The sequence below is a fragment of the Emergencia sp. genome, from assembly GCF_048465375.1.
Lineage (GTDB): Bacteria > Bacillota > Clostridia > Peptostreptococcales > Anaerovoracaceae > Senimuribacter.
Genome location: NZ_DBFWLQ010000024.1, coordinates 24986 through 45890 on the forward strand (window position 1 = coordinate 24986; position 20905 = coordinate 45890).

22 protein-coding genes are annotated in these 20905 nt (G+C 43.2%); 17 read left to right on the forward strand and 5 right to left on the reverse strand.

Going from position 1 to position 20905, the window contains the following annotated elements; translation table 11 throughout:
- Nucleotides 1-164 precede the first annotated feature (164 nt).
- Nucleotides 165-425 carry a stage V sporulation protein S gene (locus tag ACMQ5W_RS15250; RefSeq protein ID WP_419025916.1) on the forward strand — a complete coding sequence of 87 codons (261 nt, stop codon included), beginning with the start codon at nucleotides 165-167 and terminating at the stop codon, nucleotides 423-425.
- Between the two features lie 112 nt (nucleotides 426-537).
- Complete coding sequence (locus tag ACMQ5W_RS15255; RefSeq protein WP_419025917.1) at nucleotides 538-1125, forward strand: NUDIX hydrolase; 588 nt, start codon at nucleotides 538-540, stop codon at nucleotides 1123-1125.
- Here ACMQ5W_RS15255 and ACMQ5W_RS15260 read toward each other — a convergent pair.
- Nucleotides 1049-1570 (reverse strand): stage II sporulation protein M, encoded by a 522-nt coding sequence (locus ACMQ5W_RS15260; protein WP_148493904.1) that lies wholly within the window; start codon nucleotides 1568-1570, stop codon nucleotides 1049-1051. The two genes, ACMQ5W_RS15255 and ACMQ5W_RS15260, sit on opposite strands and share 77 nt — an antisense overlap.
- A gap of 185 nt (nucleotides 1571-1755) precedes the next feature.
- Between ACMQ5W_RS15260 and xerD the strand changes: the two genes are divergently transcribed.
- The 11 genes from xerD (at nucleotide 1756) to ACMQ5W_RS15315 (ending at nucleotide 12688) form a co-directional block, all read left to right on the forward strand.
- Complete coding sequence (xerD, locus tag ACMQ5W_RS15265; protein ID WP_419025918.1) at nucleotides 1756-2655, forward strand: site-specific tyrosine recombinase XerD; 900 nt, start codon at nucleotides 1756-1758, stop codon at nucleotides 2653-2655.
- A 278-nt stretch (nucleotides 2656-2933) separates the two neighbouring features.
- The gene (locus tag ACMQ5W_RS15270) at nucleotides 2934-3800 is read left to right on the forward strand and encodes a MurR/RpiR family transcriptional regulator (protein ID WP_419025919.1); all 867 of its coding nucleotides are present in this window, start codon (nucleotides 2934-2936) and stop codon (nucleotides 3798-3800) included.
- A 28-nt stretch (nucleotides 3801-3828) separates the two neighbouring features.
- Nucleotides 3829-5118 carry an aminotransferase class V-fold PLP-dependent enzyme gene (locus tag ACMQ5W_RS15275; RefSeq protein WP_419025920.1) on the forward strand — a complete coding sequence of 430 codons (1290 nt, stop codon included), beginning with the start codon at nucleotides 3829-3831 and terminating at the stop codon, nucleotides 5116-5118.
- Between the two features lie 29 nt (nucleotides 5119-5147).
- Nucleotides 5148-6509 (forward strand): Na+/H+ antiporter NhaC family protein, encoded by a 1362-nt coding sequence (locus tag ACMQ5W_RS15280; protein WP_419025921.1) that lies wholly within the window; start codon nucleotides 5148-5150, stop codon nucleotides 6507-6509.
- A 139-nt stretch (nucleotides 6510-6648) separates the two neighbouring features.
- Nucleotides 6649-6990: a 50S ribosomal protein L19 gene (gene rplS, locus ACMQ5W_RS15285; protein WP_148493902.1), complete on the forward strand. Its 342-nt coding sequence runs from the start codon at nucleotides 6649-6651 to the stop codon at nucleotides 6988-6990.
- Nucleotides 6991-7278: 288 nt separating this feature from the next.
- A complete protein-coding gene (ylqF, locus tag ACMQ5W_RS15290; RefSeq protein ID WP_419025922.1) occupies nucleotides 7279-8121 on the forward strand; it encodes a ribosome biogenesis GTPase YlqF in 843 nt (280 codons plus the stop codon).
- A 9-nt stretch (nucleotides 8122-8130) separates the two neighbouring features.
- Entirely contained in the window at nucleotides 8131-8802 is a 672-nt protein-coding gene (locus ACMQ5W_RS15295; RefSeq protein ID WP_419025923.1) for a ribonuclease HII, read from the forward strand.
- Between the two features lie 18 nt (nucleotides 8803-8820).
- Entirely contained in the window at nucleotides 8821-10497 is a 1677-nt protein-coding gene (locus tag ACMQ5W_RS15300; protein WP_419025924.1) for a formate--tetrahydrofolate ligase, read from the forward strand.
- A 68-nt stretch (nucleotides 10498-10565) separates the two neighbouring features.
- The gene (locus ACMQ5W_RS15305) at nucleotides 10566-11198 is read left to right on the forward strand and encodes a cyclodeaminase/cyclohydrolase family protein (protein WP_419025925.1); all 633 of its coding nucleotides are present in this window, start codon (nucleotides 10566-10568) and stop codon (nucleotides 11196-11198) included.
- Between the two features lie 16 nt (nucleotides 11199-11214).
- Nucleotides 11215-12072 (forward strand): bifunctional 5,10-methylenetetrahydrofolate dehydrogenase/5,10-methenyltetrahydrofolate cyclohydrolase, encoded by an 858-nt coding sequence (locus tag ACMQ5W_RS15310; RefSeq protein WP_419025926.1) that lies wholly within the window; start codon nucleotides 11215-11217, stop codon nucleotides 12070-12072.
- Nucleotides 12073-12154: 82 nt separating this feature from the next.
- Nucleotides 12155-12688 carry a dihydrofolate reductase family protein gene (locus ACMQ5W_RS15315; protein ID WP_419025927.1) on the forward strand — a complete coding sequence of 178 codons (534 nt, stop codon included), beginning with the start codon at nucleotides 12155-12157 and terminating at the stop codon, nucleotides 12686-12688.
- Nucleotides 12689-12971: 283 nt separating this feature from the next.
- Here ACMQ5W_RS15315 and ACMQ5W_RS15320 read toward each other — a convergent pair whose 3' ends face one another.
- From ACMQ5W_RS15320 to ACMQ5W_RS15335, 4 genes are read right to left on the reverse strand one after another with little or no spacing between them, the layout of a single operon-like run.
- Nucleotides 12972-14117: a DHHW family protein gene (locus ACMQ5W_RS15320; RefSeq protein ID WP_419025928.1), complete on the reverse strand. Its 1146-nt coding sequence runs from the start codon at nucleotides 14115-14117 to the stop codon at nucleotides 12972-12974.
- Nucleotides 14118-14135: 18 nt separating this feature from the next.
- Nucleotides 14136-15530: an MBOAT family O-acyltransferase gene (locus tag ACMQ5W_RS15325; RefSeq protein ID WP_419025929.1), complete on the reverse strand. Its 1395-nt coding sequence runs from the start codon at nucleotides 15528-15530 to the stop codon at nucleotides 14136-14138.
- Nucleotides 15520-15981, reverse strand: a complete 462-nt coding sequence (locus ACMQ5W_RS15330; RefSeq protein ID WP_148493893.1) for a DUF4358 domain-containing protein — start codon at nucleotides 15979-15981, stop codon at nucleotides 15520-15522. Before ACMQ5W_RS15330 ends, ACMQ5W_RS15325 begins: the two co-directional genes overlap by 11 nt.
- Entirely contained in the window at nucleotides 15978-16676 is a 699-nt protein-coding gene (locus tag ACMQ5W_RS15335) for a GDSL-type esterase/lipase family protein (protein WP_419025930.1), read from the reverse strand. Before ACMQ5W_RS15335 ends, ACMQ5W_RS15330 begins: the two co-directional genes overlap by 4 nt.
- Nucleotides 16677-17113: 437 nt before the next feature.
- Between ACMQ5W_RS15335 and ACMQ5W_RS15340 the strand changes: the two genes are divergently transcribed.
- The 4 genes from ACMQ5W_RS15340 (at nucleotide 17114) to ACMQ5W_RS15355 (ending at nucleotide 20899) form a co-directional block, all read left to right on the forward strand.
- Entirely contained in the window at nucleotides 17114-17410 is a 297-nt protein-coding gene (locus ACMQ5W_RS15340) for a type II toxin-antitoxin system prevent-host-death family antitoxin (RefSeq protein WP_419025931.1), read from the forward strand.
- A gap of 10 nt (nucleotides 17411-17420) precedes the next feature.
- On the forward strand, nucleotides 17421-18632 hold the full coding sequence (locus tag ACMQ5W_RS15345) for a PucR family transcriptional regulator (RefSeq protein ID WP_419025932.1): 1212 nt from the start codon (nucleotides 17421-17423) through the stop codon (nucleotides 18630-18632).
- Nucleotides 18633-18880: 248 nt separating this feature from the next.
- Complete coding sequence (locus tag ACMQ5W_RS15350) at nucleotides 18881-19885, forward strand: proline racemase family protein (protein WP_419025933.1); 1005 nt, start codon at nucleotides 18881-18883, stop codon at nucleotides 19883-19885.
- 27 nt (nucleotides 19886-19912) lie between these two features.
- On the forward strand, nucleotides 19913-20899 hold the full coding sequence (locus ACMQ5W_RS15355; RefSeq protein ID WP_419026478.1) for an ornithine cyclodeaminase family protein: 987 nt from the start codon (nucleotides 19913-19915) through the stop codon (nucleotides 20897-20899).
- Nucleotides 20900-20905 lie beyond the last annotated feature (6 nt).

Below are 20905 nucleotides of genomic sequence, written 5' to 3' on the forward strand. Positions count from 1 at the left end.
GGGGATAACCACAATTGAATTATACATAATTTAGTCGAAAAATGCAAGTATAAGTGTGAAAAAAATGAAAAAAAGATTTTTTTGTTGTACGATAGGGTCACTTTTTGTGAATAACCACAAGTATAATAGAGAAAATGATAAATTTTTTAAGGGAGGAAATATTGATGGAAATATTAAAAGTTTCAGCTAAGTCAAATCCGAATTCGGTAGCAGGTGCTCTAGCAGGGGTCTTAAGAGAAAAGGGAGGTGCAGAAATCCAGGCCATAGGAGCAGGCGCATTGAATCAGGCAATTAAGGCCACAGCCATAGCAAGAGGCTTTGTTGCACCTAGTGGCATTGATCTGATCTGTGTCCCAGCGTTTACGGATATCGAGATCGACGGTGAGGAAAGAACAGCCATCAAGCTGATTGTAGAACCTCGGTAAACGCCAGGTAGATAATACATGGGGAACTTGGAGAGTTATTTTTTCAAGTTCCCTATTTAATTTGAGAAAGTAACGTGGTAGAATATATCCAAATGATGAATGAGGTGGTTTCATGACTTTTGAAGAAAAAACACTGAAAAGTGAAAGAATATATGAAGGCAAGATTATCAATCTGAGGAGAGATACCGTGACTGTTGTCAATGGAGAGTCTCAGAGAGAGATTGTTGAACATAGAGGTGGTGCCGTCATTGCGACGGTCAAGGATGACGGTAAGATGCTTATGGTAAAGCAATTTCGCAAACCAGTTGAAAGAATTATGTTAGAAGTTCCCGCCGGAAAGCTGGATCCTGGAGAAGAAGCTGCTGATGCGGCTCTCAGGGAGTTAAAAGAAGAGACGGGTTACAGCGCAGCTGACATCAGGCTTTTGACAAAGATGTACCCTTCAGTAGGATATTCCGAAGAACTGCTCTATCTGTATCTTTGTACAGGCTTGACAAAGGGGGAAACTGCTTTCGACGATAATGAGGCCATCGATATCGAAGAATACGATATCGACGACTTATACGAGATGGTCATGAATGGCCAGATTGAAGACGGCAAGTCCCAAGTGGCGATTCTAATGGTCAAAGGACTGCTTGCAGAAGGAAAGTTTCAAGAATACTTGAACCGATCAGGGCTATCAGACAAAACAGAAAGTTAAACAGATATGGCCTGAGGCCCTTTAGCGCCGCTGGATTGTGGTAATTTTTTTTCACGAATCGTGCCGTCTCGTAAGAAACGATGATGAGGGCGATGTAAGCCGGAAGCTTAAATAGGCCGCGGGGCAGAAGCGCTGCAATTACCAGGCTGAATCCCTTTTCCTCAAGGGAAGACAAGATGTATGCGGCAGTAAAACCGAGGGAAAAAGTCTTGCCGATTACCATGAGTATCACTAGAGGCATTAAAAAAAACAATGCTGAAAAAATCATGGCAGCAAGGATGGTGATGATATCACTTTTTATGTAATCTGCGAGACTGGCTGCAAGACCAGGCAGTTCTGTAGAAATCATCATTTTCTCTGAAGGTACGGCGATTTCTGTAAAAACACCGGCAGAAAAACTGATGATTAAAAACAACGAAGCGAAAAATATAAACTTTTTATTCATAGACAACCTCCCCTTTAATGGTGCTGGTCCCAATTTGTGAAACAAATTGATGAACAGACCTTATGCAAACACCCTCCAAGAGAGCAGATGAAAATCCCGCTCGATTGGCAAAGGGCTGACTGCTACTAGAAGCATATGTTGTTTTAGAATAAATATGACATGAATAAGACAGGATGAAAACGGAGATGACGAATATGGAACTGAATGCGTTCATTGACTATTTGAGACAAGAGAAAAAAACTTCAGAAAATACTTGCGAAGCTTACAATCGGGATTTAGCCGCCTTTGAACGATTTTTAAAGGCGAGGGGCATAGAGCAATTAGAACAAGCCTCAAATACTGACATTGTGGCTTATCTGATGGAGTTAAAAAACAGCGGGAAATCCAGAGCGACGGCCAATCGAAAGCTTTCTTCTATCAGGACTTTCTACAAGTTTTTGATAAAGCAAGGGCTGATCAGTGTAAATCCCACAGAGGATATCAAGTCTCCGAAAATTGAAAGAAAGAAGTTGGAATATCTGACAATCGAAGAAGTAGAAGAACTGTTAACTGCGCCGGATGATTCCATCAAAGGGATTCGTGATCGCGCCATGCTGGAGGTTCTTTATGCCACCGGCATCCGTGTAACCGAAATCATTGAACTGAAGATGAAAGATGTAAATCTGCGGATGGGTTTTATCACTTGTAATGGAGAACATGGGCGGGCCAGGATTGTCCCGATGGGAACTCTGGCAAGAAAGGCGCTGGATAATTATATTCTGAACAGCCGTAATTTCCTGATGAAGGATCAAGATCACGATAGCCCTGACAGCGCCCTGTTCGTCAATTACGTAGGGGAACCATTTTCCAGACAGGGTTTTTGGAAAGTTTTGAAGCAGTATGGAAGAAGGGTGGGATTGGAAAACAAAATCACCCCTCATATTCTACGTACTTCTTTCGCCGTACATATGGTGCAGAACGGGGCAGATCTTAAGTCCCTGCAGGAGCTCATGGGGCATGAGGACATCATGGCTACACAGATTTATCTTTCCGTTACAAAGAATCGCATTAAAGACGTTTACGATAAAACCCATCCGAGGGCGTAATCTGAAAGCGAAAAACGTGGAAATGACGGAGTATCAAAAAGGGAGGCGGCAATCCTTCGAGAGGAAGATTTGCCGCCTCCCTTTTGTTCATTCATATAGGGTTCTCAGGCTATAATTTTTCGATTTCTTCTCTAGAAAGGCCGGTGGTCTTACTTTCTAATTTTTACAAGAGAAAACTTAAAAATTATGTATTTACAACAAACACAACAACGAGTACGATGTTGTTACAACAACAAGATAGCTATTTTCCGTTGTACATACAAATAGAAAGGGAGGAAATGAATACACAAATTGATAATAGAATCAAAAAAGCCATTCTAACAGAAACAGAGAAAAGGGTTGCAGAATATATTTCGAAAAATTTCGTAAATGTTTGCGCAATGTCGGCCTTGTCCTTAGGTGAAAAAATAGGGACAAGTGATACTTCTGTCATTCGTACTGCGAGAAAACTGGGGTTTACTGGTTATTCTGATATGCAGGCTTTTCTCGCCAGTACGATGCAGGAAGAAATCGCACGAAGCGGTGGTATCAACTTTCTACCGCCGGCTGCAAGATTTGACGAAAAAAGAGATCTGATTAACGCTCCAGATTTATACCAACAAGTCATGCAAAAGATCAATCATAACATCAATACAATCTTTGAGAAAAATGCTGAGGATGCGTTTACTAGTGCTGCAGAGATTATATTATCATCACAGAGAAAATTCGTCATGGGTTTTCGCGGCTGTGCAAGCGTGGCTCAATTGCTAGGAGGCTGTTTGAATGACGTTCTCAAGGACGTGCACACAGTTATTGATGCAGATTCTCGTGCAATCGGAGCCGTTTTAGATATTGACAGAAAGGATTGTCTGATTGTGATAAGTTATCCCAGGTATGCGCACATGATATATACGGCAATAGAAATAGCAAAGAAGGTCAATGCGAAAATCATCGTGCTGACAGACAAATTAACGGCACCCATTACCGCGCATTCAGATGTAGTATTGCTTTCAGAAGTTGACAGTGCAACGATTAACAACTCTTATGTGGCTCCAAATGTAATCGTGGAAATCCTCATGGCAGCAGTACATAAAAATCTTGACGATAAGGGAAGGTCAAGATTGGAAGAACTGGAACGTTATATTTCGGAGAAAGGCCTATTTTAGCCAATTTTTAGTAGAGAAAGGTAAATCTATGGATAGAAAAGTAGACAGGGGATTATTGTTTGATGAAAAGACAATTTCAGCAATCAGGGATAAATTTTGTCGTATCGATGTTGATGCAGACGGAAGCGATCGATTATTTTTTGAGAATGCCGGCGGTTCTTTACGGCTGAAATCAGCAGTGGAAATCAGTGACGAATTGAATCGATATCCTGATTGCTATGCGCGAAATCATAAGTCGTCGTTGGTGCTTCATGAATATGAGGTGAAGGGACGGGAGGATCTGAGGCTTTTGCTGAATGCTCAGGATGGAGCCATCGTTACAGATCTGACCGCATCCAGCCTCATGTTTAAGATTGTTGAACCCATTGTACAATATGGTAAGGGGACAAATATCGTAACCTCCATTTTAGAGCATCCATCAGCCTTTGATGCATGCAGATATTTTGGAGAAAAATATGGCAAGGAAGTGCGGGTTGCCCCATCAGATAGGAAGACCGGAGGTGTGCTTGCAGAAGATGTAATTAAGCTTATAGATGAAGATACGGTTCTTTTAAATGTGATTGCTGCGTCGAATATGACTGGGGCAATCACGGACCTTAAAACCATCGTGACAGAAGCACGTAAAATTAATCCGGATATTTATGTCGTAACCGATGCTGTCCAGCATGCACCCCATGCGCTGATTGATGTAGCGGCTTTGCAGCTCGATGGAATGAACATCGCTCCATATAAATTTTTCGGTAACAGAGGGATTTCCTTCGGATATGTTTCTGATCGTGTAAAATCACTGCCTCATTGCAGGATTTTGGATGACGATAAGGATATCTGGGAGCTTGGCAGCATCGTTCCGGCACATTACGCAGTCATTAGTGAAATTGTTAGCTATATCGCTTGGATTGGAGCATGCTACACAGATTCTAAAGATAAAAGAAAACAAATCGAAGAAGGAATGCGCCGCATTCATTCTCAAGAACAGGCATTGCTGGCAAGAATGCTTTTCGGCAGCGAAGGAAAAGCAGGGCTAATGGAGTTAGATGGTGTAGATTGCTTTTTTGACTACACGGACCTGACTGACAGGGATCTTATTCTCCCTATGAAATTAAGTGGCCTTGGTTATGCTGAAGCGGTCAGAGAGTATGAAAAACGCGGCATCATCGTCTACGAAAGGGTGGCAGAGAGTCTATATTCTAAGAGAATAGTAGAATCATTTGGATTGGACGGTATCATCAGAGTATCGCCTCTGCATTGTAATACAGAAGAAGAGATTGACCGATTCTTAAATGTCACAAATGAAATTCTGGACAGCAAAAGAAGTTAATACCCCTATATGTTATACGGGAGGTTTTTATGAACGAACAAAACAAGAAAATTGAGTTTTTCGGAGGAAAACTTGGTCCATGGATCCCGATTATCATTCTTGTTATTGGAATGGTTACTGTGGTCATATTAAATAAAACCGATTTCTACGTCTATAATTTACTGACTTTAAGTGCAATTTTGATTGCTTTCTTTTTGATTAAGAAAAAGAAGAGCTTTGGGGATGTTGCGATTGCGGGACTTCAGGATTCCATGTTATCAATTCTGATTATCGCATTTCTGCTGGCAGGCATCTTGTCAAAGTTATTGCGCCTAAGTGGATTGATTGAGGCTCTGGTGTATCTTACAAGTGTCTTTAACTTGGATCCGGGATTTATCCCGGTGGTCTCTTTCATTATATGTGCGCTGATTTCAACAGCATGCGGAACTTCATCGGGGGCAATTGTCGCAGTGCTGCCGGTAATACTTCCGATCGGAATTGACTTAGGATGTGATGCCTCCCTTGTATGTGGTGCAGTGATAAGCGGAGCAATGTTTGGTGACAATCTTGCGCCAATTTCTGATACGACCATTGCTTCAGCGCTTACACAGGAATCTAAAATTAACGACGTTGTGAGATCCAGACTGCCGTATGCTCTGATTGCCGGAGGAATTTCCGCTATACTTTTTATCATTTTTGGAAAGCTGACAGCGAATGCCGGTTCTACTGTTATCAGCGCAGATGGGTCCACAGTTCGCGCCTTGGTCCTTCTGATTGTACCGGTGATCATGATTGTTTTGATGAAAAAAGGGTGGGATCTGGCTGGAACATTGATTATCTGTGACACCCTTGCAATTGCCATCAATCTGGCACTCGGTTTGATAAGTCCGGCTCAGATGGTGAATGCAGAAGGGCCGGTTGTTGGCGGGATTAACAGTATGATGGATATGATCGTCTTCTGTATCCTGTTCTTCATTATTATTGAGTCACTGAAAGAAAGCGGGGCACTGGATAGCATCAGCAACGGATTGTTGAAATTATGCAAAGGTATACGATCTGTTCAATTTATCATTATGATCGCTTCTGTGTTTGGCACAATTGTTACTGCCGGAAGTTCTACTGGAATTACATTTGTCGGTCCAATGGCAAATAAAATTGCTAAGAAATTTAAGATTGCAGGCACTCGTTCTGCCAATCTGCTAGATGCTACAGCTTGTGCAACCTGTGGATTTGTACCGTTCTGTACACCTTATCTTCTGGCACTGAGCATAGGACCAGAGATAGAAGGCATTCCGGATGACTTTTCTTTTCTGAGCATTGTAAAATACACCTTTCATCCCATTTTTCTTGTTCTGGCATTTGTAATCAGCATTCTGACAGGAAAAGGAAAAATTATGGAGAAAGACGAGTGAAGACTGGTAAATTTTAAAAAACTTGTGCTTGCAAGTCCACTTTGTCTGTGATATAATATTTACGTTGTAATTACGGGCGGTCCTCTGCATACAGAAAATGAGTGGCAAGAACGTCTTGGAGGGAAGGAGGAACTATACAATGAATATTTTAGATTCAGTTGCACAGGATTACTTAAAGAAAGATGTCCCTGCATTTAACGTGGGAGATACTGTCAAGGTACACGTTAAAATTAAAGAAGGTAACAGAGAAAGAATTCAGATTTTCGAAGGTTTTGTTTTGAAGAGACAGAACGGCGGAATCGCAGAGACTTTCACTGTTAGAAGAATCGCTTCCGGCATCGGTGTCGAGAAGACATTCCCGCTGCACTCACCATGGGTAGAGAAGATCGAAGTGGTTAGAAAAGGCCGTGTTAGAAGAGCAAGACTTCACTATATGCGTGGCAGAACTGGTAAAGCAGCAAAAATTAAGACAGCAAAATAATCATGTCTACGAGAGGAACCGTCAGGTTCCTCTTTTTTCTTGCCTGGTGCAGGCATAATCCCGTGAGTAAACGTGAGATATCATAGGGCAGTCAGTGAGACTCAAAAGGCTGCGCTGGCGATAGCGGCAGATGCCTTGCTTTTCATTATTTCTTAAATAGGCGTGAACTTTTAACATCATTTTGTATTTTGTCCATAAAACCGAAAATCATATAGCCATAAAGTGACGAAAAGTGGTATACTAAAAGAGATTTCGATTTGATTAAACAGCGATTTAGAAAGGAAATTTATGATAGAAAATATAAACTGGTATCCCGGCCACATGAAGAAGACCAGAGAACTGATTCAGGAAAATCTGAAGATGGTTGATCTGGTTATCGAGGTTATCGACGCCAGAATTCCCATTTCCAGCAGGAATCCGATTATTGATGACATCGTCAAGGATAAGAAGAGAGTCATCATCTTGAACAAAAGCGATTTATCTGATCGAGCAGAGAATCAAAAGTGGTCAGATTACTTCGCAGCCAAGGGCAGTCTGGTTTTGATTATGAACTGCATGAGTGGAGGAGGCGTCAATCAGCTATACAAGCTGCTGGGGAAAGAACAGGATCTGAAAAACGAAGGACAGATCAGAAAGAAACCGCTCCGCATGATGATTGTAGGGGTGCCCAATGTAGGGAAATCTTCCTTGATTAATAGAATGACCGGCCGTAAGAGCACGCAGACGGGAGACCGACCAGGTGTTACAAAAGGCAAACAATGGCTGACCTTGACTAACAATATGCAGCTTTTGGATACGCCGGGCATACTCTGGCCCAAATTTGAAGATCCCAAAGCCGGCCTGAATTTAGCTTTCTGCGGTTCTATCAAAGATGAGATTCTCGACACAGCTACATTGGCGCTGGAATTGATTGGCGTTTTGCAGAAGGAATATCCGCAGGAGTTGATGGAACGATATAAGCTGACAGAGATATCCGAAACGCCTCTTGCGACTATGGAAGACATCGCGGGAAAAAGAGGCTTTATTCTGCCGGGAAAACGCATCGATTATGAGCGGTGCGGCCGTACGGTGCTGGACGAATTCAGAAGTGGCAAAATCGGCAGCATCACTTTAGAAAAACTATCAAAGTAGGTGCTAAACGTGAAAAAAGCGGAAAGAGAGATATTTTTAAAAAATAGATTAGAAGAACTGAAAACCATAGAAAATCAACTGCGTGCAGAAGGTTTTCAGTACATAGCCGGCGTTGACGAAGTTGGCAGAGGCCCGCTGGCGGGACCAGTGGTTGCAGCAGCGGTGGTATTACCGGAGGAGTTTAACGTTCTGGGCGTTGACGACTCTAAGAAACTTTCGGAAAAGAAGAGAAACGAGCTCTTTGACCAAATCATAGAGCAAGCCATCTGCTATGGAATCGGACAGAAAGATCACCAGGTGATAGATGATGTCAATATTCTGGAGGCAACCAAACTAGCCATGGCTGAAGCCATCGAAGCGGCGGAAAAGATGCTGCAGGATAAACTTGGAAAAGAGATTGATTTTGTTCTCTTTGATGCTATGAAGATTGAAGCGGTGGAGAAACCGCAGCAGTCGCTGATCAAAGGAGACAGTAAGAGCATATCTATCGCGGCGGCATCCATCGTGGCGAAGGTGACCAGAGATCGGCAGATGATTGATTATCATCAACAATATCCGCATTATGGTTTTGACAGCAACAAGGGATATGGCACCAAGACCCACTACGAGGGTATTGAGGAACACGGGATAACTCCCATTCATCGAAAGTCATTTTTAAAAAATATTATTAGAGATAAGTAAGGAAAAGGAGAGCAAAATATGGAAATCAAAAGTGATATTCAGATTGCACAGGAAGTCGAAATGGCCAATATCAAAGAAATTGCCCAGGCTGCCGGAATTGAAGATAAATATCTGGAACAGTATGGCAATTACAAGGCGAAGGTTGACTACAACCTTTTGGATGACAAAAAGGATAGACCTGACGGCAAACTGATTTTGGTTACTGCTATTTCGCCGACGCCGGCCGGAGAAGGCAAGACGACTACGTCTGTCGGTCTTGCTGATGCTTTGCACAAAATCGGAGTAAACGTCATGACTGCCCTCAGAGAACCCTCCCTGGGACCCGTTTTCGGTGTCAAAGGAGGGGCTGCTGGCGGCGGATATGCCCAGGTCGTTCCTATGGAAGATATCAACCTGCACTTCACTGGGGATTTTCATGCTATTGGCGCAGCTAATAATTTGATTGCTGCGATGCTGGATAATCATATTCAACAGGGCAATGTGTTGGGGATTGATCCTAGAAGAATTACCTGGAAGAGAGCTGTGGACATGAATGACAGGCAGCTGAGACATATCGTAGATGGCATGGGCGGCAAAATGAGCGGTGTTCCCAGGGAGGACGGTTTCGAAATTACAGTTGCCAGTGAGGTCATGGCCATCATGTGTCTGTCCAAAGATATTGATGATTTGAAAGAAAAATTAGCCAGCATCATCGTCGGCTATACATATGACGATAAACCGGTCACTGTGCGTGATCTCAAAGCGCAGGGGGCAGCCGCGGCTTTGCTCAAAGATGCCTTGAAGCCAAATCTGGTTCAGACTTTGGAGAAAACACCGGCCTTCGTCCATTGCGGACCTTTTGCCAATATCGCTCACGGCTGTAATTCCATCATGGCTACGAGAATGGCCTTGAAACTGGCGGACTATGTAGTCACCGAAGCCGGTTTTGCCGCCGACCTGGGCGCCGAAAAATTTGTGGACATCAAATGCCGGAAAGCGGGTTTGACACCTTCTGCCTGCGTCATCGTCGCTACCGTAAAGGCTCTCAAATATCACGGCGGCGTCAAAAAGGAGGAACTGGCGGCTGAAAATTTGGAAGCTCTGGAGAAAGGTCTGCCGAACCTGTTACAACACGTGGAAAACGTGACGCAGCACTTCGGTCTGCCAGCAGTGGTTGCCATCAACGAATTTCCGACAGATACTGAGGCGGAACTGAAGCTAGTAGAAGATAAGTGTAAAGAACTGGGCGTTAACGTAGTATTGAGCCAGGTATGGGGCAAAGGCGGCGAAGGCGGCATCGCTTTGGCGGAAGAAGTGATGAGACTCTGCGAGAAAGAAAATCACTTCCAGTTCGTATATCCTCTGGATGTATCTATCAAAGAAAAAATCGAGATGATCGCCAAGAAAATTTATAGAGCTGATGGCGTGATCTTTGAAGGAAATGCGAAAAAGCAGCTGAAACAGTTAGAAGCTTTAGGCTTCAACGACGTGCCGGTCTGCATGGCAAAGACCCAGTTCAGCTTTTCGGATAATCCGGCTCTGCTGGGAGCGCCTAGAGAATTCCAGATTACAGTGACTGATCTGAAAATTGACGCCGGAGCGGGTTTCATCGTGGCGAAGACAGGTAATATCATGACTATGCCGGGTTTGCCAAAGGTACCGGCGGCAGAAAGAATTGATGTAGATAATACGGGAAAAATTACGGGATTGTTCTAAATTTTCAATGAAGAGGCAGAGTGTACGTATCGTACACTTTGTCTTTTCGAATCTAGAGAGGTGAAACGATGAATTTTACAGATAAGAGCTGCAGAGAATTTGTAGAAGTTTTGTCCAGCAAAGCGCCGGTCCCCGGCGGAGGAGGAGCGTCTGCTTTAGTGGGTGCTTTGGGAACGGCCCTCGGAAATATGGTAGGGCAGCTGACTTTGGGCAAGAAAAAGTATGCCGATGTAGAAGAAGACATCAGCATACTGATGGAAAAAGCGTCCAAATTGCAAGAGGAGCTTTTGATTTTAGTTGAAAAAGATGCCGAGGTCTTTGAACCACTGGCAAAAGCTTATAGCATGCCGAAAGAAACCGAAGAAGAAAAAGCTGAAAAAGAGAATGTCATGGCACAGGTTCTCAGGGATGCGGCAGAAGTACCGCTGGAAATCATGAGGAAGTGTTGTCAGGTTATTGAACTGCAAGGAGAGTTTGCGGCAAAGGGCAGCCGTCTGGCTGTCAGTGATGCAGGCGTAGGCGTGATTTTCTGTAAGTCAGCTTTGCAAGGCGCTAGTCTCAATGTCTTCATCAATACCAAGTCTATGAAAGACCGGGAACTAGCAGAAAAAATTGACCGTGAAGCGGATGAGATGCTGCGCGAATATACCATGAAAGCGGACGAAATCTTTGCCTCTGTATTTCATGAGCTGAGAAGATAGACTAGAAAGGAACACTATGGAAAAATTATTAAAAGGAAAAGATGCAGCTGATGCGATCAATCAGGGGATTTTGAAGCGGACACCGGCGTTGTACGAGAAAGGCATTGTGCCGACTCTCGCCATTGTCAGAGTAGGCGAGAACCCAAGTGACATCGCTTATGAAAACGGAGCAGTCAAAAAGGCGAAGACCCTGGGGCTCCAGCCGGAAAAATTTATCTGTCCGGCCGATATTGCGCAGGAGGATCTGATTGAAGTTATCAAAGCGATTAACAACGATGAAAAAATACATGGTATCCTGCTTTTACAGCCTCTGCCTAAATCCATCGACGCAGACGCGGTGAGAAATACACTCTGCCCGGAAAAAGACCTGGACTGTATTTCTGACGCTTCCCTTGCCCGCCTCTTTCTTGGACAGGAGGAAGGATTTTCGCCTTGTACCGCAGAAGCCTGTATCGAAATCCTCAAACACTATCGAATTGAAATAAAAGGGAAAAAAATTGTGGTCATTGGCAGGAGCATGGTCATTGGAAGGCCTGTAGCGATGATGCTTCTCAAAGAAAATGCTACGATCACCATCTGTCACACAAAGACGCCGCCAGAGGACATGAGAGCAATCTGCAAAAGTGCGGACATCATTATCGCTGCTGCAGGTCATGCAGGGACCTTGACGGCAGATATGGTCAGCTCTGGACAAGTAATTATCGATGTAGGTATCAACTTCAATGAAGAGGGAAAAATGTGCGGAGACGTGGATTTTGAGCCTGTCAGCGATATCGTATCTGCCCTTACGCCAGTTCCTGGCGGCGTGGGCAGCGTAACCACCACCCTTTTGATGAAACATCTGGTAGAAGCTGCTGAAAGAACAGTAAAATGAATTTTGCATAAAAATTCGTATTGACGAGAATTTATTTATGGTGTAAAATACTACACAGTATAAATAAAACGGAGGAATCAATATGAAACGGAAAGTAATTTTGTACATGGCAGTGAGCCTTGATGGATATATTACGGATAAAGACGGCGGTACCAACTGGCGAAACGGCGAAAGTGAATTCTATCAGGGAGACTATGGCAAGAGTGGTTTTTTGTCTATCGTTGACACTGTTGTGATGGGCAAGAATACTTATAAAAAAATCATGGACAAGGAGGGCGCTGCCAACTGGCCTTACGGGGATATGACCACTTATGTCATCACCCATTTGCCAGAAGAGGACACAGAAAACATTAAGTTTGTGGATTCCAGAATGAGCACTTTCTTGCAGGAGCTGCTACAGAAAGACGGAAAGGATATCTGGATCTGCGGCGGTTCTGATGTCGCCAACCAGGTCATCAGGGAGAATATGGTGGACGAGTATCATTTGACGATTCATCCTGTTATTCTAGGCGGCGGCGAGAGATTGTTCGGCGATAATAACAAAGAAATCAAGCTGCATCTGGTAAAGAACGTGGCAAAGAATGGCGTCATCGATTGCCTGTATGAGAAATTATAAACAAAACGCACACTTCATGAAATGAGGTGTGCGTTTTGCATGTGTATGTCATAAGGCTGGGAAACGCCAGCATAAATTCTGCCTTTTTGCCCCAAGCTTGCTTGGCTAGGCAAAACGGACAGCGCAGGGAACGCAGTTCCTGGAGGAGCGAAGTGTTGCCAGACAAATCGCCACCGGCTCTTTGGGCAGAATGCCATACGACGCGTTCCAAACCAGCCATAGGCTGGGGAACGCCAGCATAAATTCTGCCAGACAAATCGCCACCGGCTCTTTGGGCAGAATGTTATGAGTTGAGCATCATTTCTAACGAATTATCGTTGAAGAACGTGTTAGCGTTGTAGAGGAACATCACCTGCGTGATGCCTTCTGCTTTGATGATGTCGTCGATGTTATCGAAGAAATATCTCGGGTCTACGACGACGATTTCTCTGTACCCCTGTGCTAAGAAGGGAATAAAACTGTTGGCATAGGAGTCTTTGACCAAGAGCAGTTTCTCAGATGACTTTGTCGGCGTCTTGATGGTATACATCGGGTGATTACTGCCGCCGAAGACGGTGTAAGCATCCTTGGTATCGAGATTATCCAATTGGTAAAACTCCGTCGTCTTAGTCTTGGTGTCAGTGTAGTAGATAACTGAGTTATTGTAATCTTTATCCTTGTACGGCATGTAGATTTTGATTGCGTCGTTGACACCGTTGACAAAACCGCTCTTAGAGGCCAATGTACCGCGGAAATCGTTTTTGACAACATACGGTTTGTAAGTCACATTGTCTGTCAATTTGATTTTTTTAGCTGCCTGCTGATAGGCCAGATAAGCGCCGTCAGTGGTCCAGTGATGGTCTGTTCTATAATACAGCTGTGTGTCTTCACTCGCCTTCTTAAAAGCGTTCCTTACATCGATAGGTGTGTAACCGTAACTCTTAATTTCTTTAAAAAATTGATCCATATATTGATTTTGATCATTTAATTTAGTGAAATTGGGCAGTTTATCTTCTAAAATGTTACCCGCATTAGGAGCTAGAAGAAAAAAGGCGTCCAGTTTCTTGTAATGTCTTTTGAACTGTTTCAAACTGGCAAGAGTGTTCTGCATTGTTTTTTCACTGGGAACCGTCAGTTCTTCCATCAGATAATTGTCTTTACACCGATAAACTCCGTTGGATTCCAGCTTTCCTGCGGTAACGTCGGCGGTCGCCTTGACTTTGATAAAAGCATTTCGCAGAAGAAACTGATCGTTTACATAAGTCTCCAGTTTGCTTTCATAACGCCCCTCCATATAATTAGAGAGAGAGAATTCTGGTTTCTCCTGCAATACCCGATTTTCTTCTTCAGAGAAGCCTTTATCAGGTGTAAAGAGGTTGACGATAAAAATCGTTGCAAGGAGTATGATGAAACATAGCCCAAGAATTGATGACATCGCTTTTTTGTTCATTTGTAATTCCTCCTCCCCTTAGAACCTGAAATACAGGAATGGATTGTAGCTGCTGAAAATCAGATAAGCCGTCGCCAATACCAGTACCAGTAGTATCATGATGATTGCAATAACTGCACTTTTTTTGCATAGGATGTTGAACTGTTTCATCGGCTCTGGCGATGCGGCAATGCATCCGATGGCCAGCAGAAGCAGATTTGTGCGCAGTAGATAGAGGGTGTAGGTGTTGGCCAATGGAACGCCCCCCATGCAGAATAAGATCTTGAGATAGTCTATGGCGGCTGTCAGATCTACGCTGCTGAAAAAGACCCAACCGATCATAACGATGATCATGGCATAGAGATGCTGTGCCCAGGCCGGTGCTTTTTCGATATATTTTCCAATCAGGTACTTCTCTAAAATCAAGAGAAGACCATAATACAGACCCCATACGACAAAATTCCAGCTGGCTCCATGCCATAGTCCGGTCAGGGACCATACGATTAAGAGATTGATGATGTGCCTGTGCATGGAAACGCGGTTGCCGCCCAAGGGAATGTAAACGTACTCTCTAAACCAGGTGGAGAGAGACATATGCCATCTGCGCCAGAATTCTGTGATGGTCTTGGAAATATAAGGATAATTAAAATTCTCCATAAATTCAAAACCGAACATCTTTCCTAAGCCGATAGCCATATCGGAATATCCGCTGAAATCAAAGTATATTTGTAAGGTGTAAGCGATGATGCCGATCCAGTAGGTGAGTACGGAGACCTGGCTGTCTGATACCGCCATAATCTGGGTATAAATCGCTCCCAGGTTGTTGGCAAGAATGACCTTTTTGCCAAGCCCGAGGAGAAATCTCATTGTTCCATCACCGAACTTTTCCAGTGTTACATGTCTTTCATCCAGCTGCTCAGCAATATCCTTGTATTTTACAATCGGTCCGGCGATGAGCTGAGGGAAAAGAGCAAGATAGAGGGTAAACTTCAAAGGGTTTACCTGTACTTTCACATTTCCTCTGTAAACATCAAAGATGTAGGAGAGCGCTTGGAAGGTATAAAAGGAAATACCGATTGGCAGCGCTAAGGCAGTGTACTTGATATCAGTGCCGAGAATTCCGTTGACAGTATCCATCAGGAATCCATAATATTTGAAAAAGGAAAGGACAAACAGATTGACGATCACCGTGAAAACAAGGGTCGATTTGCCAGACTTCTGATGAACTTTTGCTCTTCCAATATCGATGGCCATAAAATAGTTAAAGATGGCGCTGAAGATCATTAAGAATACATAAACCGGTTCACCCCAGCTGTAGAAAAAGATGCTGGCGATGAGAAGCACGATGTTCTTCGCTTTTTTCGGTACTACGAAATAAGCGAGCAGCACGATAGGCAAAAAGTAAAAGAGGAACACAATGCTGCTAAATAGCATCTTTGAACACCTCCTCATACTTCTCTGGATTTTTGCTGACACAGTAGAACAGATAATTGCCTTTTGTGGTCACAATGGCATTTTTCAACATAGCTACTTGTTCCGGCCCGTATCCTTCAAATGTTTTGATCTGGGAAGAAATTCTCGCATCCACAGCATCTTTTACAGATGACAGATCCTCTTTGCTGTGTGCTTTAACGATTAACACTTCTTCTACACTGAGAGCCTCTTTTCCTTTATAGAAAATATGGGATTCGTATTGTTCATAGTCAAGACCGAAAAACTGCATCAGATTGCGGTTGTCACACTTGGCCATTTTCTCTATATTTGTTTTTTCTATTAGTTGATTCTCTATATCCTCCATCGGCAGATCCTTTGCATTTCCATTGGCGTAAACCATTGCAAGGAATCCGACCAAAACAACGACGAAAACTATTTTCTTTGTCATCATAACCCCGCTTTCAGTATCATGTTATTCATCCAGAGAGGGTAGAATTCAGATACGACATGAATTCCATCTCCTGCATAATAGTTTGGATGATCTTCAATGATATAACTATTGTCAATATAAGTCAATTTTAAGTCCTTGCACATCTTTTTCAATTCATTGTTGAATTTTTTGTAATTTGACAAGATTGAATTCTTAGCGATGGCTTCTTTTGACGGTGGAGTGATTCCATTGATTAAGATTCTCGTATCAGGAGAGACTTTTTTAAACGCTTTGATCAATTCAGAGTATTTTTCGATGAAAGAATCTGCGTTTCCCGAGTAGTTCCCCATGTCGTTCATGCCGAAGGACATAAATGCGAATTTAGGATATGTGTTTGCTGCCGATGAGAATAAATCATCTCCCGAGATGATCGACGCTCCGATTTTGCAGAAAACCTGGTCGCTGCCCAGATAACCGTAGTCTACCAGCCCTTCTGTGATTGAATCGCCCAGAATGGCACTGGTGCTGAAGATTCTTCTGTACTGCGCTTTTGTCAGTCTCTTTGTGACATCAAAAGTGCCTCTGGCTTCTGTAGTTTCCAGCTTCTTGATCTTTGATTCTACTGTAGTTACCTTGGAATAATCAAAGGTGGAAATCGCCGATAGATTTGCATTAATGGTCTTGGAACTGTAGTCCGCAGAACTATTCTTTCTCATAAAATTTATAAAAAATAGACTTACCAATATCAGTAAGACTAAGATAAAGATCAGATATTTTTTCCCATGTGTTCTTTTCGTTTGCGTGTTCGCTCTCATTTCTCCCATTCCCTTTCAAATACATAAATAAAGATTACCTATATAATAATAGCAAAAAAAAAGTAAAAATCAATAGATTCATCTGGAGTTTTTTCTTAATATTTCTTAAGGTATCTTTTGACGAAAAATTGGCTTTTATGCAAGCAAGATGATTGACCATGGCGATGGGAAGTGAAAGTTCTTCCGATTGACAATTTTTTTGTAAGGGTTTTGTGCACTGTAAAGATGATATAAAAAAAGTTATATATATTTTCATAAAAATTTATTGGTAAATTTATTGACGAGCCTGTCTGATTGGGTTACACTAAAGCTAAATAAGAAGCGAATGAGGTGGGTAGATGAAATATAGAGATTTCATACAAGGTGATACCCTGAAGGTTGCCCAAAGCCTGGTTTCTATTTCTGATTTCAGCAAAGGGAAAACTGCAGGGATTTTTGACGATATACAGAATAACGATTCGGAATATATCGTGCTGAAGAATAACCGACCGACAGCAGTGGTGTTATCCATGAAGACTTATGCCGAATTGGCAGAAAAAGCCGATCAGTTAGACATTCTGCTCCAACAGATAGAAGAACACGGGCTTTCAGATTTAATAGAATTCAGAGGGAAAGAAGACCGAAAAACGACTTAAGGAGGTCATTATGGTTACCTGCAGACAGCTTATGGAACTTGATATTTTTCATAATATAAAATTGAAGGCTGGCAGAAAGGGCCTTGACCGAAGGGTATCCTGGGTGTATGCAAAGCATACCAAGACGATTACTGAATGGGTTCACGGAGGAGAATTCATATTGGTTTCAGGATATGAATACGGCATTGATGAGGCAGAACTGCTGAGGCTTGTCGAAGAGGCTTCCGCAAACAATTGCTCTGGCGTTCTCATAGAAGGCGGAATCAACTTTAAGGAAATGCCTGCCAGTGTGATGAAAAAGGCGGACGAAAAGGAACTGCCGCTTTTCTTTGTCCGTGGCGTGATCAGCTTTGTCGACGTCACTCACGACGTATCCGACTTCATCATGGAAAACCGCTATCTGAAGACTAAGAACGTATCCCTGCTGGACAAGCTGCTTAACGCAGCATCCATGAGCAAAAAGGAGATAGACAACTTGTTTTACGGAACCGGCATTTCACCGGATTCGTATTTCAGACTGGCTGTCTTTAACATTGGCAATACTGATATGCAGCTGAACAAACACACCATTGACCGGGCAGATATGCTGCTCAGACTTTCAAGGTCTTTACAGAAATACATCACAGTCCTTTTTGAGCAGTTAGGTTTGAGTACGATATATAAGGTGAATCTGGATTCTATAGATTATCTGATTTATGCCGATCAAGAAGCAGAACTGCAGATGATTGCAGAATCCCTAAAAAATATCAATGACAACGTCAATTCGGTATATCCAGACTGTGACATCTGTCTTTCTTTCAGCAATACAGTAGAGAGCTATGATATATTGGAGGGCTTAAACGAAGCATATTTTACGGGAAATCTCTTGAGAAAAAAAGTCTTCCAGACATCTTCCTTGGGTTTTGGAGATATCGGCAGCTATCAAATGCTGTTTTATGTGGAAGATAAGGCGAAACTACGCGTTTTTAGGGACAGATTTTTAAAGAAATTAAATGAAGCGGATAAGGACAGTTCGTCTCAACTAATGGACACCCTGCGCGAATACTTGATACAGGACGGGAACATGATGCAGACGTCAAAGAAGCTGTTTATCCATCGAAATACGCTGCAGTACAGGCTGGAACGGATAAAGTCCATTACTGATTTTGATATCGAAGATTTTCATACGAGGAGAGATTTTATCAACGCATTTATGATCTGCGATCTCTTTCCGTTTGAATAAATGTTAGTATAAGGTCCATCTATAAGAAATCACCAAAAACACAGCGATAAAATGCGCTGTGTTTTTATTTGCTTCAAATGCCGATTGTGCAGAATGCACAATAAATGGGGAGAGCTTTGTATAGAATCATGCAGAAAAAGAGAAGAAATCCTTGTAGCTAGTGCGAATAGACGATGAACACTTGATAGGGTATTCTGTTAATAAATAAACAAACAATTCAAAAAACGAAGACGTTGGAGGAGAGTGAAATGAAATCAGAAAAAACCCTGTTTACAGTGGAATCCCACACCATGGGTGAACCGCTCAGATGTGTAGTCGGAGGTATACCGAAACTCGATGGAAACACGACGATGGAGAAAAAGGAGTATTTCAGAGAACATTACGATTACTTACGAAAGTCCATCATGTTGGAACCTAGAGGACATAAGGACATGTTCGGCTCCATTATAACTACATCGGCTCTTCCGGAGGCTGATTATGGCGTCATTTTTATGCATGGCCAGGGTTATCACAATATGTGCGGTCATGGAACCATTGCCACATCGACAATTGCAATCGAAACAGGCATCGTCGAGGCAAGAGAACCTGAAACCGTAATCCGCCAGGAGGCTCCCGCCGGATTAGTAACCATAAGAGCTAAAGTGAAGAATGGGAGGGCAGAGCAAGTTTCATTTGAGAACGTACCGGCGTTCTTGTATAAGAAAGACGTGTCTGTCAACGTTCCCGGCTGCGGTGAGTTGAAAATGGACATCGCCTTTGGCGGAAGTTTTTTTGCCATCGTAAACCACGAACAGCTGAACCTGGAAATCTGTCCGGAAAATGGATCGAAGTTTGTAGAAATCGGGATGTCCATTATCAGAGCAGCCAATCAGCAGATCAAGGTGCAGCATCCGGATCTGCCCGATATCAACACCATTGACCTCTGTGAAATTTATGGACCAGCAAAATCGCAGGGAGCAGACATGCAGAACATCACCATATTCGACAATCAAATCGACAGATCCCCTTGTGGGACAGGAACCTGCGCCAAAATGGCCGCTCTATATGCAAAAGGAGAATTGGGTCTGAACCAGGACTTTGCATATGAAAGCGTATTGAAGACGAAGTTCACAGGAAGGGTGATCAGAGAAACAAGAGTAGGAGAGTATCCGGCGATCATCCCAGAGATAACTGGCAGTGCCTATATCACAGGTTACAGCCAATTTATGATTGATCCTGACGATCCTGTAAAGTATGGATTCGCGTTAGGTTAAACCAAAGAAAAGGAAGGAACTCCAGTGATGAGATTATTAAATAAAGAGGACATCGTCAAAGTCTTTTCGATGCAGGATGCTGTAGAATCTGTCAAGGAAGCATTTTTGCTCTATTCACAAGGTAAGACGGAAAACCCGCTTAGGACGAAGATACCTGCTGAAAAATACGGGGGAAATCTACTGTTTATGCCGACCTATGCGGAAGAAACAGGATATGCGTCCCTGAAAATTATCAACATCTATCCGCAGAACATCAGCAAAGACAGGCCCACCAGTTTTGCACAGGTGGTCTTGATAGATGCCGGATCAGGTGAAATCCTATCTATTTTAGACGGCACTTATGTGACGCAGCTTAGAACAGGAGCTGCTTCCGGTGTATGCTTTGACGTATTGGGCAGACAAGATGCCCGTATCGGCGCCTTGATCGGAACAGGCGGTCAAGCGGAGACGCAGCTCGCAGCCATGGTTTCCGTGAGAGACTTGGATGTGGTCAGAGTTCACGATATTTCCAAAGAACGGACCACAGCTTTTGTAAAAGAGATGAATGAAAAGCTGGCAGACTATGAGACGAAGATTGTCGCTGCGGACTCTGCTGATGAGGCAGTTGAAGACGCTGATCTGCTGATTACCGTGACACCTTCCAAAGAGCCTGTCTTTGATGCGTCGAAGTGCAAGAAGGGCATCACAATTAGCTGTGTAGGCGCCTACCAGCCTGATATGCAGGAAATGGATCCGGCCATCCTTCCCCGTGCCAGCAAGATTTTTTTAGATTCCAAATCAGCGGTACTGGAGGAATCGGGAGACATCTTGAAACCTCTGTCTGTGGGAATTATCAAAGAACAAGATATTACCGGGGAAATCGGTGATGTACTGGCAGGAAAGCGGAAGGGCCGTGAAAGTGATGATGAGATCATCGTCTTTGAAACTGTTGGAATTGGAATGCAGGATTTGATTACTGCAAAAGCAATCTATGAAAAAGCCGTTGCCGAAGATGTCGGCAGTCAGTGGAACTGACAGAGG